Annotated in this window: 16 protein-coding genes; 4 read left to right on the forward strand and 12 right to left on the reverse strand. The window is 65.4% G+C overall.

The window, feature by feature from the left end; all coding sequences use genetic code 11:
- Window positions 1-136: 136 nt before the first annotated feature.
- The 7 genes from FA90_RS17265 to FA90_RS17295 form a co-directional block, all read right to left on the reverse strand.
- Entirely contained in the window at window positions 137-502 is a 366-nt protein-coding gene (locus tag FA90_RS17265) for a hypothetical protein (protein WP_051971885.1), read from the reverse strand.
- A gap of 161 nt (window positions 503-663) precedes the next feature.
- Entirely contained in the window at window positions 664-1,017 is a 354-nt protein-coding gene (locus tag FA90_RS17270) for a hypothetical protein (RefSeq protein WP_036170719.1), read from the reverse strand.
- A 125-nt stretch (window positions 1,018-1,142) separates the two neighbouring features.
- A complete protein-coding gene (locus tag FA90_RS17275; RefSeq protein WP_051971886.1) occupies window positions 1,143-1,538 on the reverse strand; it encodes a YggL family protein in 396 nt (131 codons plus the stop codon).
- Window positions 1,539-1,540: 2 nt separating this feature from the next.
- Window positions 1,541-2,539, reverse strand: coding sequence for a Gfo/Idh/MocA family protein (locus FA90_RS17280; protein WP_036170722.1), 999 nt, complete (start codon window positions 2,537-2,539; stop codon window positions 1,541-1,543).
- Window positions 2,536-3,372, reverse strand: a complete 837-nt coding sequence (locus tag FA90_RS17285; protein ID WP_051971887.1) for a DUF3025 domain-containing protein — start codon at window positions 3,370-3,372, stop codon at window positions 2,536-2,538. Before FA90_RS17285 ends, FA90_RS17280 begins: the two co-directional genes overlap by 4 nt.
- Window positions 3,373-3,378: 6 nt before the next feature.
- Entirely contained in the window at window positions 3,379-4,428 is a 1,050-nt protein-coding gene (gene pyrC / locus FA90_RS17290; RefSeq protein ID WP_036170725.1) for a dihydroorotase, read from the reverse strand.
- 105 nt (window positions 4,429-4,533) lie between these two features.
- A complete protein-coding gene (locus FA90_RS17295; protein WP_036170728.1) occupies window positions 4,534-5,259 on the reverse strand; it encodes an amino acid ABC transporter ATP-binding protein in 726 nt (241 codons plus the stop codon).
- Between the two features lie 221 nt (window positions 5,260-5,480).
- Between FA90_RS17295 and FA90_RS17300 the strand changes: the two genes are divergently transcribed.
- Both FA90_RS17300 and FA90_RS17305 read left to right on the forward strand, forming a co-directional pair.
- Window positions 5,481-6,770 carry a dicarboxylate/amino acid:cation symporter gene (locus tag FA90_RS17300; RefSeq protein WP_036170731.1) on the forward strand — a complete coding sequence of 430 codons (1,290 nt, stop codon included), beginning with the start codon at window positions 5,481-5,483 and terminating at the stop codon, window positions 6,768-6,770.
- Between the two features lie 76 nt (window positions 6,771-6,846).
- Window positions 6,847-7,923 carry a type II asparaginase gene (locus tag FA90_RS17305; protein ID WP_036170735.1) on the forward strand — a complete coding sequence of 359 codons (1,077 nt, stop codon included), beginning with the start codon at window positions 6,847-6,849 and terminating at the stop codon, window positions 7,921-7,923.
- A gap of 67 nt (window positions 7,924-7,990) precedes the next feature.
- Here FA90_RS17305 and FA90_RS17310 read toward each other — a convergent pair whose 3' ends face one another.
- Together FA90_RS17310 and FA90_RS17315 are read right to left on the reverse strand one after the other, a co-directional pair.
- Entirely contained in the window at window positions 7,991-8,863 is an 873-nt protein-coding gene (locus FA90_RS17310; protein WP_036170737.1) for a Kdo hydroxylase family protein, read from the reverse strand.
- Window positions 8,864-8,875: 12 nt separating this feature from the next.
- The gene (locus tag FA90_RS17315) at window positions 8,876-10,723 is read right to left on the reverse strand and encodes an ABC transporter ATP-binding protein/permease (protein WP_036170740.1); all 1,848 of its coding nucleotides are present in this window, start codon (window positions 10,721-10,723) and stop codon (window positions 8,876-8,878) included.
- 63 nt (window positions 10,724-10,786) lie between these two features.
- On the opposite strand from FA90_RS17315, the gene FA90_RS17320 reads away from it, so the two are divergent.
- Both FA90_RS17320 and FA90_RS17325 read left to right on the forward strand, forming a co-directional pair.
- Window positions 10,787-11,221 (forward strand): acyl-CoA thioesterase, encoded by a 435-nt coding sequence (locus FA90_RS17320; protein ID WP_036170743.1) that lies wholly within the window; start codon window positions 10,787-10,789, stop codon window positions 11,219-11,221.
- Between the two features lie 37 nt (window positions 11,222-11,258).
- Window positions 11,259-11,549 (forward strand): hypothetical protein, encoded by a 291-nt coding sequence (locus FA90_RS17325; protein ID WP_036170746.1) that lies wholly within the window; start codon window positions 11,259-11,261, stop codon window positions 11,547-11,549.
- On the opposite strand, the gene FA90_RS17330 is transcribed toward FA90_RS17325, so the two are convergent.
- From FA90_RS17330 to FA90_RS17340, 3 genes are all read right to left on the reverse strand, one after another.
- Window positions 11,546-13,225, reverse strand: coding sequence for a long-chain-fatty-acid--CoA ligase (locus FA90_RS17330; RefSeq protein WP_036170749.1), 1,680 nt, complete (start codon window positions 13,223-13,225; stop codon window positions 11,546-11,548). The two genes, FA90_RS17325 and FA90_RS17330, sit on opposite strands and share 4 nt — an antisense overlap.
- 97 nt (window positions 13,226-13,322) lie before the next feature.
- Complete coding sequence (locus FA90_RS17335; protein ID WP_036170752.1) at window positions 13,323-15,005, reverse strand: long-chain-fatty-acid--CoA ligase; 1,683 nt, start codon at window positions 15,003-15,005, stop codon at window positions 13,323-13,325.
- 144 nt (window positions 15,006-15,149) lie between these two features.
- On the reverse strand, window positions 15,150-16,268 hold the full coding sequence (locus FA90_RS17340) for an aminopeptidase (protein WP_036170755.1): 1,119 nt from the start codon (window positions 16,266-16,268) through the stop codon (window positions 15,150-15,152).
- Window positions 16,269-16,277: the final 9 nt, after the last annotated feature.

Raw genomic sequence — 16,277 nt, forward strand, 5'->3', positions numbered from 1 at the left:
GTCCTCGTTAGTTTTGGGGTTCAGTGCACATTCCCGTGTCACTTGATCCTAAAACGAGGCTCCCCTCTGCCCTGTTGACGGCCTTTACAATCGCTTACACCGCAGACAACTGCTTACAACTGGGCCGTATCCGGGGTCACTGGGTCCTGGTCAGCTCGACCCCGTCGACCGTCATCTTCCACTTGCCGCCCTCGCGGTGCGGCGGCTTGCTGACCACGAAGGTCGAGCGGAAGAAACTGGTGCCGACGTCGAAATTGTCGCCCGCGAAGCCTTGCAGGTCGACGTTCAGGTCGAGCTTCTTGCCGGGCCGGTCGCGCTTGTAGTCGACGTGGCCGTCCTGGCGGATGTTCAGGCGCATCTTGTCGCCCAGCCACTCGCCGGCATAGGCGGCCTTGTCGGCCGGGACCGGCACCGGATCGGCGTGGCTGGCTTGTGCGGCGAGCAGGCCGGCGGCCAGCAGAAAGGCGCGAAACACGGAGCGGAACGGTAGGGTGCGCGGCATGGCGGATCCTTTCGACGATGGACGTTCTGACCCGTCAAGTATCGAACGCCGCCGTCGCCGGCGTCAAACAAAAACGGATATGCATGCGCGGCGCAGAAACGACAAAGCCCGCAGGGCGCGGGCTTGTCGGGATGCCCGCGGCTGCGGGCCGGCGAAGACGATTACTTGGCGGCGGTGGCCGGCGCCACGGTGGTCGTGGTCGTGCTGGCGACGGTGGCGTCGTTCTTCACCATCGGGTTGTGGTGAGCGGCTTTCTTCTGCTCCTTGGCGTCGGCCTTGGCTTCCTTGACTTCGGCTTTTGCCTCTTTCTTGGCTTCCTTCGCGTCTGCCTTGGCTGCCTTCACCTCGGCCTTGCCTTCGGCCTTGACTTCCTTCTCGTTGGCCTTGGCAGCAGCCGGCGTGACGGTCGTGGTCTTGGCGGTGGTTGCGGTCGTGGTCGATGCCGGCGCCGGGGTCTGGGCGAAAGCTGCGGTAGCGAACAGGCCGGCGATCAGGGTGGCGATGGTACGTTTCATGATGAAGGGTCCTCAGTGAGTTTCGGGTTGTGGTACACGTCGTTTGCGTGTCACTCCCTCCCTTAACGAGGCCCCTGGCCCGGCTGTTGACGGGCTTTACAATCGCTTACGCGGCTGACACCCGCTTACATGGCCACCGAAGGCTCATAGCCGTGCCAGGCGTCGACCAGATGGCCGGCCTTGGCATCCCGCACATCCGGACGCGCACGTAGCCACTCGACGAGAGCGGCTACATCTTCCTCAGTGGCCGAGCCGCGCCCATCGCGGGTGACATAACCACCGGTCTCGAGCAGCGGCATCTTGCCACCGAAGCCGCCGCCCATCAGGTTGTGTGAGTCGAGGAACTCATAGAGAGCGTCAATAAAATCGTCATACGGCTCGCCATCCATTGGCGTGTTGAACACCAGGTCGACCTCGAAACCCAGTTCCTGGAACTCGCCGACGCGCTGCTTCTTGCGCTGGCGCGGCTTCAAACGCTTGATACGTCCCGCCGAACGCGGATCCTTCTTGTTGACTGCCATGCTCACTCCTCGGTCTTGGCCTGGTCGGCCGAATAGGTCACGCCGATCTGGCGCCGCACCTCGTCCATCACGCCCATCAGGGCCAGCGTATCGTCGTGGCTCATGCCCGGGCTTTCGATCAGGCCCGCGCGCCAGCAGCGCCCGGCCTCGATCGCCTCGTGCACGTAGCCGTTGCCGAGAAAGGGCGTCGGCACGGTGCGCGCGATGCCGGCGGCATGCACCACGGTCAGCGTATCCGTGTGGTGGAACTTGGTGTTCATGCGCACGTGCCCGCGCTCGCCGGCGATGGTCAGTTCGCTCGGCAGGTTGGCGCGCAGCGAGCAGCTGCACACCGACATGCCGCCGCCCGCGTGACGCAGCAGGAAGCCGGTCTGCTCGTCGACGCCGGTGGCGCCCAGTTCGGCCTGCGCCGTCACCTTTTCCACCGGACCGAGCAGCGCCACCGCGATCGACAGCGGATAGATGCCGATGTCGAGCAGCGCGCCGCCGCCCAGCTCGGGGTTGAACAGGCGATGCTCGGGGCCGGCGTCGGACTTGAAGCCGAGTTCCGCGCTGACGTGATGCACGGCGCCGATCTCGCCGGACGCGACGATGCGGCGCACCTCGGCCAGCGCCGGCATGAAGCGCGTCCACATCGCCTCCATCAGGAACAGCTGTTGCGCGCGCGCCAGCGCGACCAGTTCTTCCGCTTCCGCGCGGTTCATGGTGAACGGCTTCTCGCACAGCACGCCCTTGCCGGCTTCGAGCGCCATGCGCACGTTCGCCGCGTGCATCGGGTGCGGCGTGCCGACGTAGATCAGGTCGACGTCATCGGCGGACGCCAGTTCCTCGTACGAGCCATAGGCCTTGCCGCCGAACTCGTCCGCGAACGCCTGCGCATCCGCGAGCGCGCGCGAGCCGACGCCCGTCAGCACCGCACCCGGCGTGTCGCGCAATGCCGTCGCAAAGGTCTTGGCGATCCTGCCGGTACTCAGGATGCCCCAACGAACCACATCAGTCATGCTCCCTCCTTCGGGTTTGGGTGTTTGTCCGGCCGCTTCGGCCGGAATACGCTCTGATCCAGGTAAAACGCTTCATCCTGCCCGGGCCACCAGCCCGGCACGCCCAGCACCTGCAACGGCGTGAAGCCGGCCGTGCTCAAGCCTTCCCGCGCCAGCGTGGCGGCCACCTGCGCATCGATCCAGGCGCGGCGGGCGTCCCAGTCCAGGCCGAACCAGGCCGCGGGCGCGAACAGCACGCGCACGTGCGCCGTGATTGCCTTGCGCGGGGCCACCAGCTTTTCCATCAGCGCGTGGCCGAACAGCCAGCATTGGGCGTCGCGCAGGAAAGCGTCGCGCCGTAAGAATAATGTGTCGTGCCATTCATGGGCGCGCAGACCGTCGACCAGCGCCCGGCCGGCCTCGTCGTCGCGCGCCACCAGCAGCGCGGCGTTCTCATCGAAGATGGTGGCGGCGTCGCGCGCGGGCCCGCGCGCCTGCGTGACGCCCGCGCGCGCGATTTGGGCGGCCTGCAGGGCGTTCAGCTCGCGCTTGATGAGCGGGAAGGTCTGCCAGACCAGGCCGTTGAAGAAGTCGTGCAGGTTGTCGCGCGTGGGCACGCAGCCGGTGGCGCCGATGTGCGCTTCGTAGGCGACCCCTGGCGGCAGATCGTCCTGCGGGATGAAGCGGATCGGCTGGCCGGCCTGGTTATGCAGCGCCAGCCGGGCCGCGTTGATATTGAAGGCGTCGATGAAGAAGCCGTCCGCGCTCGCTTCCAGGCCGAGGCTGTCGAAGCTAGGGCGCACCGCGTCGTACCACGGGCGCGCCCAATCGATCTGCGCGAACGCCTCGAACATCGGCGCTTACAGCATCTTCCAGCCGAGCTGTTCGCCGCCGTTGAGCGGCACCAGCTGGTCCTCGCCCATCGGCACGCTCGGCGGGATGGTCCAGGCTTCGCGCTTGAGGGTGATCGTGTCCTGGTTGACCGGCAGGTCGTAGAAGCTCGGACCGTTCAGGCTGGCGAACGCTTCCAGCTTGTCCAGCGCGCCGGCCTGCTCGAAGGCGGTGGCGTACAGCTCCATCGCGTGCAGCGCGGTGTAGCAGCCGGCGCAGCCGCATGCCGATTCCTTGGCGTGCACGGCGTGCGGGGCCGAGTCGGTGCCGAGGAAGAACCGCTCGTCGCCGCTGGTCGCAGCGGTCACCAGCGCCAGGCGGTGCACCTCGCGCTTGAGGACCGGCAGGCAGTAGTAATGCGGGTTGATGCCGCCCTTGAAGATCGCGTTGCGGTTGTACAGCAGGTGGTGCGCGGTGATGGTCGCGGCGATCGGGCCTTCGGCCTCGGCCACGTACTCGGCCGCATCCTTGGTCGTGATGTGCTCGAACACGATCTTCAATTCCGGGAAGTCGCGGCGCAGCGGACGCATCACGCGCTCGATGAACACGGCTTCGCGGTCGAACAGGTCGATCTCGTGATCGGTCACTTCGCCGTGCACCAGCAGCGGCATGTCGAGTTCCTGCATCACCTCGAGCGTCTTGTAGCACTTGCGCAGGTCGGTCACGCCGGCCGCCGAGTTGGTGGTGGCGCCGGCCGGGTACAGTTTCACGGCGTGGATGAAGCCGGTGTCGACGGCGCGGCGGATCTCGTCCGGCTCCGTGTTGTCGGTCAGGTACAGCGTCATCAGCGGCTCGAAACGCATCCCCTCCGGCAGCGCGGCCAGGATGCGCTCGCGGTAGCCGATGGCGGCGGCGGCGGTGGTGACCGGCGGCTTGAGGTTCGGCATGACGATCGCGCGCGCGAACTGGCGCGCGGTGTGCGGCAGCACGCTGGCCAGCGTCGCGCCGTCGCGCAGGTGCAGGTGCCAGTCGTCGGGGCGGATGAGGGTGAGGGTGTCGGGGGATTCGATGGTGGACATGGCGGCTCTCGGATTGCGAACCCCGGCATTTTACCCGTGTCGCCCGGTGGCGGCACGCGTTACGAGCGCGTTTTGCCCTGGCTTGTCAGAGTGCTCAGTGAATGCTCAGTGAATGATTCGCGCCAAAAACTCGCGCGCCCGCTCCGACTGCGGCGCCGTGAAGAACGCCTCCTTGGCGCTGTCCTCGACGATGTGGCCGCGGTCCATGAACACCACGCGGCCGGCGACCTTGCGCGCGAAGCCCATCTCGTGGGTCACTACCATCATCGTCATGCCTTCCTGGGCCAGGCCGACCATCACGTCCAGCACCTCGCCGACCATCTCCGGGTCGAGCGCGGAGGTGGGTTCGTCGAACAGCATCGCCACCGGGTCCATCGCCAGCGCGCGCGCGATCGCCACGCGCTGCTGCTGGCCGCCCGAAAGCTGGGACGCGAATTTGTCCTGGTGCGCCAGCAGGCCGACCCGGTCCAGGTATTTGAGGCCGTTGGCGAGCGCCTCCTCGCGCGAGCGTTTCAATACCTTGACCTGGGCCAGCGTCAGATTGTCGCGCACCGACAAGTGCGGGAACAGCTCGAAATTCTGGAACACCATGCCGATGCGCGCGCGCAGCGCCGGCAGGTCCGTCCCGGGCGCGCCGACCGGGACGCCGTCGACGCGGATCGCGCCCTGCTGGAACGGCTCGAGGCCGTTGACGGTCTTGATCAGTGTCGACTTGCCCGAGCCGGACGGCCCGCACACGACGACCACCTCGCCGCGCGCCACCCGGGTGCTGCAATCCTGGAGCACTTGGAAGGTGCCGTACCATTTGCTGACATTGTCGATTTCGATCATTCGCGCACCGTTCCGTAAAACTGTATTGTCGTGTATTTGTAAGGACTTGAGCGTGCTTGACAGCACAATCGGCCCCTAGGATACTGCGGAACTTGTCAATATCTTCAGCATCGACCGGCGCCGCGAGTCAAACAACCCCTGTCTCGCGATTGTGCCCGAAGTCGGGGGCGAAAAGCTGGACGATCCCGGCCGCCGCCCTGCGGTCACCACAGAGGAACCCTATGAACAATCGAAACCGCCTGACCACCTGGATCCTCGTGGGCCTGGTGCTCGGCATCGCCGTGGGCTATGTGGCCAACGTCAGCATGAAGGACACGGCCGGCTTCGCCGATACGCTGTCGCTGGTGACGCAGTTGTTCCTCCGCCTGATCAAGATGATCATCGCGCCGCTGGTGTTCACCACGCTGGTGGTCGGCATCGCCAAGATGGGCGATGCGAAGGAAGTCGGCCGCATCGGCGTCAAGGCCCTCGGCTGGTTCGTGATCGCCTCGCTGCTGTCGCTGACCCTGGGCCTGATCCTGGTGAACCTGTTCCGCCCCGGCGACGCGATGGCGCTGGCCGGCCACCTGCCGGACGCCGGCGCCTCCTCGGGCGTGACCGCCTCCGGCCTGACGCTGAAGGACTTCATCACCCACCTGGTGCCGACCTCGATCATCGACGGCATGGCCAAGAACGAGATCCTGCAGATCGTGATCTTCGCGATCTTCTTCGGCACCGGCGCTGCCGCGGTCGGCGCGCGCGCCAATCCGATGATCGACGTGATCGACGGCGCCGCCCACGTGATGCTGAAGGTGACCGGCTACGTGATGAACTTCGCACCGTTCGCCGTGTTCGCGGCGGTGGCCGGCGTGGTCGCCACCAGCGGCGTCGGCGTGCTGAGCACCTACGGCAAGTTCATGGGCGAGTTCTACCTCGGCATCGCGCTGCTGTGGTGCGTGCTGATCGCGATCGGCGTGCTGTTCGTCGGCCCGCGCATCCTGAAACTCCTCGGCCTGCTGCGCGAGCCGGCCATCCTGGCCTTCACCTGCGCCTCGTCGGAAGCGGCTTACCCGAAGACGCTGGAAGGCCTGGAGCGCTTCGGCGTCAAGAACCGCCTGGCCGCCTTCGTGCTGCCGATCGGTTACTCGTTCAACCTGGACGGGTCGATGATGTACTGCACCTTCGCGACGCTGTTCATCGCCCAGGCCTACGGCATCGAGGTGCCGCTGTCGACCCAGATGACGATGATGCTGGTGCTGATGCTGACCTCGAAGGGCATGGCAGGCGTGCCACGCGCCTCGCTGGTCGTGATCGCCGCCACGCTGAACCAGTTCCACATCCCTGAAGCGGGCCTGCTGCTCCTGCTCGGCATCGACCACTTCCTCGACATGGGCCGCTCGGCCACCAACGTGATCGGCAACGGCATTGCCACCGCCGTGGTCGCGAAGTGGGAAGGGGATCTGTCAAATCCGACAGATCCGGTCGATCCGGCCAACGCCGACAAGGACGTGGCCACCGCGCCGCTGCGCTGAACCGATATTCCGTATCACAAGGCTTTCCGTCTCAGGAAAGCCTTTTTTGTTTGCCTTCCAATCGTTAGGAGATCGCATGTACCTGAAGTCCGCACGCGCGCTGGCCGCGCTGTTCCTGTGCGTGTTCGCCCTCGGCTCCCAAGCCCAGAACACCGCGCCTAAACTCCCGAACGTGGTGATCCTGGCCACCGGCGGCACCATCGCCGGCACCGGGGCCACCAGCACCACCACGGTCGGCTACACCGCCGCCACGGTCGGCGTCGACGCACTGATCAAGGCCGTGCCCGAGCTGCAGAAGGTCGCCCACGTGAGCGGCGAGCAGACCATGCAGATCGCCAGCGAGAACATGGGCGACGCCCAGTGGCTGCTGCTGGCCAAGCGCGTCAACACCCTGCTCGCGCGCGCGGACGTGGACGGCGTCGTGATCACCCACGGCACCGACACCATCGAAGAAACCGCCTACTTCCTCGACCTGGTGGTCAAGAGCAAGAAGCCCGTGGTGGTGGTCGGCGCGATGCGTCCGTCGACCGCGATGTCGGCCGACGGCCCGATCAACCTGTACAACGCGGTGATCACGGCCGGCAGCCAGGAAGCCGTCGGCAAGGGCGTGCTGGTGGTGATGAACGACCAGATCAACGCCGCGCGCGAAGTCACCAAGACCAACACCACGACGCTGGACACCTTCAAGACGCCGGAATTGGGCATGCTGGGCTACGTGATCGGCGGCCAGCCGCACTTCTACCGCGCCTCGACCCGCAAGAACACGGTCGACACCGAGTTCGACGTCACGAACCTGAACGCGCTGCCGCGCGTGGACATCGCCTACACCTACGCCAACGTCGACCCGACCGCGGTCAACGCCTTCGTGGCAGCCGGCGCCAAGGGCATCGTGCACGCGGGCGTGGGCGACGGCAGCCTGCCGATCAAGGTGCGTCCGGCCCTCTCCGCCGCGCACGACAAGGGCATCGTGATCGTGCGCTCGAGCCGCGTGGGCCAGGGCATCGTCGCGCGCAACGGCGAGGCCAACGACGACCAGCTGGACTTCGTGGTGGCCGATACGCTCAATCCGCAGAAGGCGCGCATCCTCCTGATGCTGGCGCTGACCAAGACCAGCAATACCAAAGAGATTCAGCGGATGTTCTACACCTACTGATCTGCGTTTCCGCGCACGAAAAAGCCGCCCGAGGGCGGCTTTTTTTTATCGGCTCATGCTGCCGCCATCAGATCAACGCATGCCCCTGCAGCCGCGTCAGGATCGCCAGCGGGCTCGCATCCTTGTCGTACTGCTGCATCGGCGACAGCTGCAGCGTGTGCTCCATCATGTACTGGCCCGCCATGACGCCGTGCGAGGCCTGGTCCGAGAAGCACACCCAGGCGCAGCCCGGCGGGAAGTTGAAGGTCACCTGCGGCGCGTTCTTTTGATAATCGAGATCGGCCTTCATGGCGTCGTGCAGCTGCAGCATCAGGTGATCGTACTCGCTGCGCAGCGACTTGGTCACGCCCAGTGCGTTGAGCGCCTTGGCCTGCCACGGCACGTATTTTTTCACGCGCGGCAGGAAGCGCTTGGCGACATCCTCGAACGGCTCGCCGACGCGCCACACGCGCGGCGCGCCTTCCAGGTTGACGTTGGTGAACACGCGCAGCAGGCGCTCGCCGCGGTTCGGACGCGACGGGAAAGCGTCGACGTGCATGCGGCGGTCGTCGGCGCGCCAGGACTGCACGCGCGTCTCGACCTTGGATGGGCGGAAGCTCACGGCGCCGCGGCGCAGGTGCTCGCCGTAGCGCGGCACCAGGTTGCCCAGCAGGCCCTCGGCCTCGGCGCGGAAGCGCCCGATCATCCCGGCCATCATCGTCTGCACGTCGTCGCCGCCGACCGCGCCTTTCAATTTGCCGCTCGAATCGAGGCTGATGTTGCGGCTTTTCGGGTCGCGGATATCTTCGCGAAACAGCGCCAGCTCTTCCTTCTGCGGCTTGAAGCCGTGCTCGGCGAAGTTCGGGAAGTACAGCACCTTGCCCGCTTCCAGAGCGGCGATCCAGGCCGGGTTGCCGTGCCCCACGTTCGCCATGTCGATCTCGACGATCTGGTTTTCCATCTTGTTTATGTCCTAGTCTTGTTCGAGTTCGACCGACGGCGACGCCAGCGCTTCGTCCTGCCTTGCCTGCTGCCGGTCCCACATCTGCTTGTAGAGCCCATCTGCCGCGAGCAGCGCCGCGTGCGTGCCGCGCTCGACGATGCGGCCGTGGTCCAGCACCAGGATCTGGCCGGCATCGGCGATGGTCGACAGGCGGTGCGCGATCACCAGCGTGGTGCGCTGCTTCGCGATTTCCTTGAGCTCGGCCTGGATCGCCTGCTCCGACTTCGAGTCCAGGGCGGACGTCGCTTCGTCGAAGATCAGGATCGCGGGATTCTTGAGCAGCGTGCGCGCGATCGCCACGCGCTGCTTTTCGCCGCCGGACAGCTTCAGGCCGCGCTCACCCACCATTGTCGCATAGCCATCGGGCAGGCTTTCGATGAACTCGTGGATCGAGGCTGCGCGCGCCGCCGCGACGATATCCGCGCGCGAGGCGCCCGGGCGGCCGTAGGCGATGTTGTATTCGATGGTGTCGTTGAACAGCACCGTGTCCTGCGGGACGATGCCGATCGCGTGGCGCAGCGAGTCCTGGGTCACGTGGCGCAGGTCCTGGCCATCGATGCGGATCGAGCCCTGCTGCACGTCGTAGAAGCGGTACAGCAGGCGCGACAAGGTCGACTTGCCCGAGCCGCTGTGGCCGACCACGGCGGTGGTGGTGCCGGCCGGGATGGTGAAGTCGACGTCGAACAGGATCTGGCGCTTCGGGTCGTAGCTGAATTCGACGTGCGAGAACTCGACCTGGGCGCCGTGCGTGACCAGCGGTTTCGCGTCCTTCGAGTCGGCCACTTCGCGGTTCTGCTCGAGCAGTGCGAACAGGCGCTCCATGTCGGCCAGGCTCTGCTTGATCTCGCGGTAGATCACGCCCAGGAAGTTCAGCGGGATGTACAGCTGCAGCATGAACGAGTTCACCAGCACCAGGTCGCCCAGGGTCATGGTCCCGTCGATCACGCCGGAGGTGGCGCGCCACAGGATCGCGGTGACGGCCGCCGCGATGATCAGGGACTGGCCGCTGTTGAGCATCGACAGCGACGTCTGCGAGCGCACCGCGGCCGCTTCGTAGTTCTGCAGGCCTTCGTCGTAGCGCTTGGCTTCGTAGTCTTCGTTGCTGAAGTACTTGACCGTCTCGTAGTTGATCAGCGAATCGACCGCGCGCGTGTTGGCCTTGGAATCGAGCTCGTTCATCGTGCGCCGGAAGTGGGTGCGCCACTCGGTCACGACGATGGTGAAGACGATGTAGGTGGCCAGCGCCGCCAGGGTGATCAGCGCGAACGATTTATCGTAGTGCAGCGCCAGGTAGCCCAGCACCAGGCTGATCTCGACCAGCGTCGGCAGGATCGAGAACAGCGAATACGACACCAGCGAGCTGACGCCGCGCGTGCCGCGCTCGATGTCGCGCGTCATGCCCCCGGTCTGGCGGTTCAAGTGAAAACGCAGCGACAGCGCGTGCAGGTGGCGGAACACGCGTAGCGCGATCGTGCGCACCGCGCGCTGCGTCACGCGCGCGAACAGGAACTCGCGCAGCTCGGTGAACAGCGTGGTCGAAAAGCGCAGCAGGCCGTAGGCGACCAGCGCCGCGAGCGGCAGCACCAGCAGCGCGCGCGGGTGCGTCGGCGTGATGCTGAGCTGGTCGATGATCTTCTTCATCACCAGCGGCACGCCGATGTTGGCGACCTTGGCGCCGACCAGGCAGACCAGCGCGGCGATGGCGCGCCATTTGTAGACCCACAGGTAGGGCAGCAGCGTGCGGATGGTGGCCCAGTCGTTGCGCTGGGCGTTGGGGTCGTTCGGGGGCGGGGTGGAACTAGGAGATGAGCGTCGCATGACAAGATTTCAAAATGTATGGTTCAATCCACGGTTGATTGTAGCTTTTAACGAGATTTCAAGATGACTCAGCCAGAAAACCAGACCCCATCCACTGTTCGCCTGCCCGAAGGAAAAATGCCGGTGCTGCGGATGATGCCCTCCCCGGCCGACGCCAACGTCTACGGGGATGTGTTCGGGGGCTGGATCATGGCCCAGGTCGACGTCGCCGGCTCGCTGCCGGCCGTACGCCGCGCCAATGGCCGCGTGGCCACCATCGCCGTCAATTCCTTCCTGTTCAAGAATCCGGTGTTCGTCGGCGACCTGCTTTCCTTCTACGCCGACGTCGTCAAGGTCGGCAACACCTCGATCACCGTCTACGTCGAAGTCTACGCCGAACGCAACCGCCTGCAGACCCACGTGGTAAAAGTCACCGAGGCGACGTTGACCTATGTCGCCACCGGCGAGGACCGCAAGCCGCGCCAGCTGCCGCCGCTGGATTCGCTGATCGTCGAATAAGCCGCGCCCGCAGACGATCGAGCGCCGTCTTTTCCTGTTGAACGCGGCGCGCACCTCGGCTGCGTTTGCGGCCGCCGGCGCCGCCTCGATCGTCCGTGCGGCGCCTTCCTCCGGCGCCCCGCTGCAGCGCACGCGCGAGTACGTGGCGATGAACCCGCACATCAAGTACGGGCGCAGCGACAAGCGTGGCTACATGTTTTTGGAGATCACGCCCAGGGAAACGCGGGCGCGCTTCATGGGGCTGGACGAAGTGCACGACCCGCACACCGCGCAGCGCGAGCTGGCGGCATTCCGGGTCGCGGATGGGAAGCCGGGCGTGGAGGTCTAAGCCGTCTGCTTCTCATCCCGCAGCTCGCGCCGCAGGATCTTGCCGACGTTGGTCTTGGGCAGGGTCTCGCGGAACTCGATGTACTTCGGCCGCTTGTAGCCGGTCAGCTGCTCGCGGCAGTATTCGACCAGCACGTCCTTGTTCAGGCCCTTGTCGCGCTTGACCACGTACAGCTTGACCGCCTCGCCCGAATGCTCGTCCGGCACGCCGACGCAGGCCACTTCCAGCACGCCCGGGTGCGCCGCGACCACGTCCTCGACTTCGTTCGGGTACACGTTGAAGCCGGAGACCAGGATCATGTCCTTCTTGCGGTCGACGATCTTGACGTAGCCCTGCTCGTTCATCACGCCGATGTCGCCGGTCTTGAAGTAGCCGTCCGCGGTCATGACCTTGGCGGTTTCGTCCGGGCGGTTCCAGTAGCCGGCCATCACCTGCGGGCCGCGCACCGCAATTTCTCCCGGCGTGCCGAACGGGACGTCCTGGCTGGCTTCGTCGAGGATGCGCACCTCGGTCGAGGGCAGAGGCAGGCCGATGGTGCCGGTGAAGTCGGTGATGTCGCAGCGGTTCGCGGTCACCACCGGCGAGGTCTCGGACAAGCCGTAGCCTTCGACGATCGGGATGCCGGTGAGTTTCAGCCACTTGTCGGCCACCGCCTTCTGCACCGCCATGCCGCCGCCCGGGCACACCGCCAGGCCGGAAAAGTCCAGGTTGGCGAAGTCGGGGTTGTTCAGCAGGCCGTTGTACAGCGTGTTCACGGCCGGGAAAATGTTGATGCGGTAGTTTTTCAGCTCCTTGATGAAGCCGGGGATGTCGCGCGGGTTCGGGACCAGCAAATTCATGCCGCCCACGCGCAGGCCGAGCAGCGCGCACACGGTCAGGGCGTAGATGTGGTACAGCGGCAGCGCGCACACGAACTGCGGCGGATGACCGGCCGGCAGCTTCGCCAGCGTCGGGCCGAACCAGGCTTCGTTCTGCAGCACGTTGGCGATCACCTGCTTGTGCTTGAGCACCGCCCCCTTCGACACGCCGGTGGTGCCGCCGGTGTACTGCAAGAAGGCGACATCCTCATGGCCGACCTCGACCGGCTTGAGCTGCAGGCGCGCACCTTCGGCCAGCATGCGCTTGAACGGCACCGCGCCCGGCATCGACCAGGCCGGCACCATCTTCTTCACGCGGCGCACGACGAAGTTGACGATCGCGCCCTTGGCGCCCAGCAGGTCGCCCATGCTGGCCACGATCACCTGCTTGACCTGGGTGTGGCCCAGCACCTCGGCCGCGACGTGGGCGAAGTTTTCCAGCACCACCAGCGCCTCGGCGCCCGAGTCGGCCAGCTGGTGCTGCAGCTCGCGCGGCGTGTACAGCGGATTGACGTTGACGATGGTGTAGCCGGCGCGCAGCACGGCGGCCATCGCCACCGGATACTGCAGCACGTTCGGCAGCATGATCGCCACGCGCGCGCCTGGCTGCAAACCGCGCGATTGCAGCCAGGCGCCCATCTGCCCGGACAGGCGATCGAGTTCGGCGAACGTCATGGACTTGCCCATGCAGGCGTACGCCTTGCGATCGGCGTATTTGTGGAAGGCTTCTTCCAGCAGGTGCGTCAGCGAGCGGTATTGCGTCCAGTCGATCTCCGTCGGCACGCCCGCCTCGTACGACTTCAGCCAGAATTTGTCCATTGTTTTGCCTCGTTTCTTGTCTTGTCTTGATGTGTCGTTCGACGAAAAAACCGCCCGGCTTGGCGGGCGGTCCTTGTCGTCGCATTGCCGTTACGTTTTATGCCGCCTGCTTTTCCTCGCGCAGCGCGCGGCGCAGGATCTTGCCGACGTTGGTCTTCGGCAGCTCGTCGCGGAATTCGATGTACTTCGGTCTCTTGTAGCCGGTGAACTCCTGCTTGCAGTAGTCCATCAGCTGTTCGGCCGTGAGGTCCGGGTCCTTCTTGACCACGAACACCTTGACCGCCTCGCCGGAATGCTCGTCCGGCACGCCGATCGCCGCGCATTCGAGCACGCCCTCATGCTGCGCGATCACCGCTTCCAGTTCGTTCGGATAGACGTTGAAGCCGGAAACCAGAATCATGTCCTTCTTGCGGTCGACGATCTTGACGTAGCCCTGCTCGTCCATGATGCCGACGTCGCCCGACTTGAAGAAACCATCGAAGGTCATGACCTTGGCGGTTTCGTCCGGGCGGTTCCAGTAGCCCGTCATCACCTGCGGGCCACGGATCGCGATCTCGCCGACGCTGCCGACCGGCAGCGGCTTGCCGTCGTCGTCGACGATGGCGATGTCGGTCGACGGCACCGGCAGGCCGATGGTGCCGGTAAAGCCGGGCGCGTCGCAGCGGTTGCAGGTCGCCACCGGCGCGGTCTCGGACAGGCCGTAGCCCTCGATGATGTGGGTGCCGGTGATCTCGTGCCACTTGTCGTCGACCGCCTTCTGCACCGCCATGCCGCCGCCGTTGCTGACCTTCAGCCCGGAAAAGTCGACGTGGCGGAAGCCGGGGTGGTTGACCAGCGCGTTGTACAGCGTGTTTACCGCCGGCAGCATGTTGATCTTGTACTTGGCCAGCTCCTTGACGAAGCCGCCGATGTCGCGCGGATTCGGGATCAGGATGTTCAGCGCCCCCACGCGCATGCCCCACAGCGCGCAGGCCGTCAGCGCGAAGATGTGGTACAGCGGCAGCGCGCAGACGATGGTCGGGAAGTCGACGATCGGCGGCTGGCCCATCGCCGGGGCGGACCAGGCTTCGGTCTGCAGCACGTTGGCGATCACGTTCCGGTGCGTCAGCGTGGCGCCTTTCGACACGCCGGTGGTGCCGCCGGTGTACTGCAGGAAGGCGACGTCGGCGCCGCTCAAGGCCACCGGCTTGAACGGCATCTTCGCGCCCTGCGCCAGCGCATCCTTGAAGCGCACCATGTGCGGGATCGTGAAGTCCGGCACCATCTTCTTGACGTTGCGGACCACGAAGTCGACCAGCATGCCCTTCACGCCGCCCAGCAGCTCGCCCATGCTGGCCACGACCACGTGGCGCACCGGCGTCTTGCCGAGCACCTGCTGCACCGTGTGCGCGAAGTTCTCGAGCACGATGATGGCTTCGCTGCCCGAATCCTTGAGCTGGTGCTCGAGCTCGCGCGGCGTGTACAGCGGATTGACGTTGACGACCGTGTAGCCGGCGCGCAGGATCGCGGCCAGCGCCACCGGGTATTGCAGCACGTTCGGGATCATCACCGCGACACGCGCGCCCTTGGCCATGCCGCGGCTTTGCAGCCAGGCCGCCAGGCGCTTCGACATGGCGTCCAGTTCCGCATAGGTCAGGAACTTGTCCATGCAGACGAAGGCATTGTTGGCGGCGTACTTCTGGAACGACTCTTCCAGAATCTGCACCAGCGAACCGTATTGATCGGGATCGATGTCGGCGGGAACGCCGGGTGGGTACGACTTCAGCCAGATCTTGTCCATCGGGTGCCTGTCTCGAGTGTCTTTATCTTCTGTATTGGCTGCCCGACCGAAAAAAAACGCACGGTCGTGCTGTGCTGCTAATTATGATGCTATCGGGCACGGCTCCCGATAGCAAGCATTTTCAGAGCGATTCGAACACGAATTCTAGCGCCCGACAGGTAGCGGCGTTTCGCTGCGCTGCACCATCAGCGGCGCGTTCAGCATCGGCCTGGACATTGCCTTCAGGATGCGGTGCCGGTCGGCGCGATCCAGTTCGGACAGGCGCTTGACCTCCTTGTAGAAGCGCGGGAAGCTGCCTTCCCTCTGCAGCAGCGTGCGGAAGGCCGGCACGAAGTCTTCGTAGGTCGCGATCGAAGCCAGGTGGGCGTTCGACAGCGGCTGCTCGAAGAAGCGGTCGTAGCCGACGTAGCCGCCCCAATTGCCTTTCAGGACCTGGTACTCGTCCTTCAGCTCCTGGAACAGGCGCGCCTTGACCACGCGCTTTTCGGCGTCGCTGCGGTCGATCAGCGCATAGTTCTGCTCGAGCGCCTTGCGGTACTTCATCAGCAAGGCGAGAAAATCCTTCTTGCGGCTCTGGTAGCGCGCGTAGGCGTCGCGCATCTGCTGGTTGCCGAAGCGCTCCATCCAGCGCTCGACGCCGACCTCTTCCACCGTCGAGGCGAACGATTCGTTGAACTGCGAGTCACCCGGCGCGTACACGACCTGGTGCGCCAGTTCATGAAAGATCATGCGCGCCAGTTCGCCGTCCGGGTAGTTGATGAAGGTGGAGATGAGCGGGTCGCTGAACCAGCCGAGCGTCGAATACGCGGCCACGCCGCCGACTTCGACGTCGTCGCCCTCGGCGCGCAATTGCTTGGCGTACGCCATCGCGGCGTCCTTGCTGTAGTAGCCGCGGTAGTCGACGCAGCCGGCCACCGGGAAGCACCATTCGAGCGGACGCAGCGACAGCTCGGGCGTGGCGACCACGTTCCACAGCACATAAGGCCGTTTGAGCGCGGTGTAGGTCTTGTAGCTGTTGTTATCCGGTAAAGCCATTTCGCTAACGGCGAAGCGGCGGATCTGGCGCGCCGTCTCGAGCCGATGGCGCAGTTTGGTACTGGTGCCGGGGTCGGCGATCCAGTCGTCGATCGGACGTGAGTCCGACAGGAGTTCAAGCTGGCCTTGCGCCGCCTGGGTGTAGTAGCCCAGCGTCGAGCAGCTGGCCAGCAGCCCCGCCGCCGTGCCTGCAAGCAGCACGGTGCGGAACCACGGGGTGATTCGCATAAGTTTCAT

The sequence above is a fragment of the Massilia sp. 9096 genome (assembly GCF_000745265.1).
Taxonomy (GTDB): domain Bacteria; phylum Pseudomonadota; class Gammaproteobacteria; order Burkholderiales; family Burkholderiaceae_D; genus Telluria.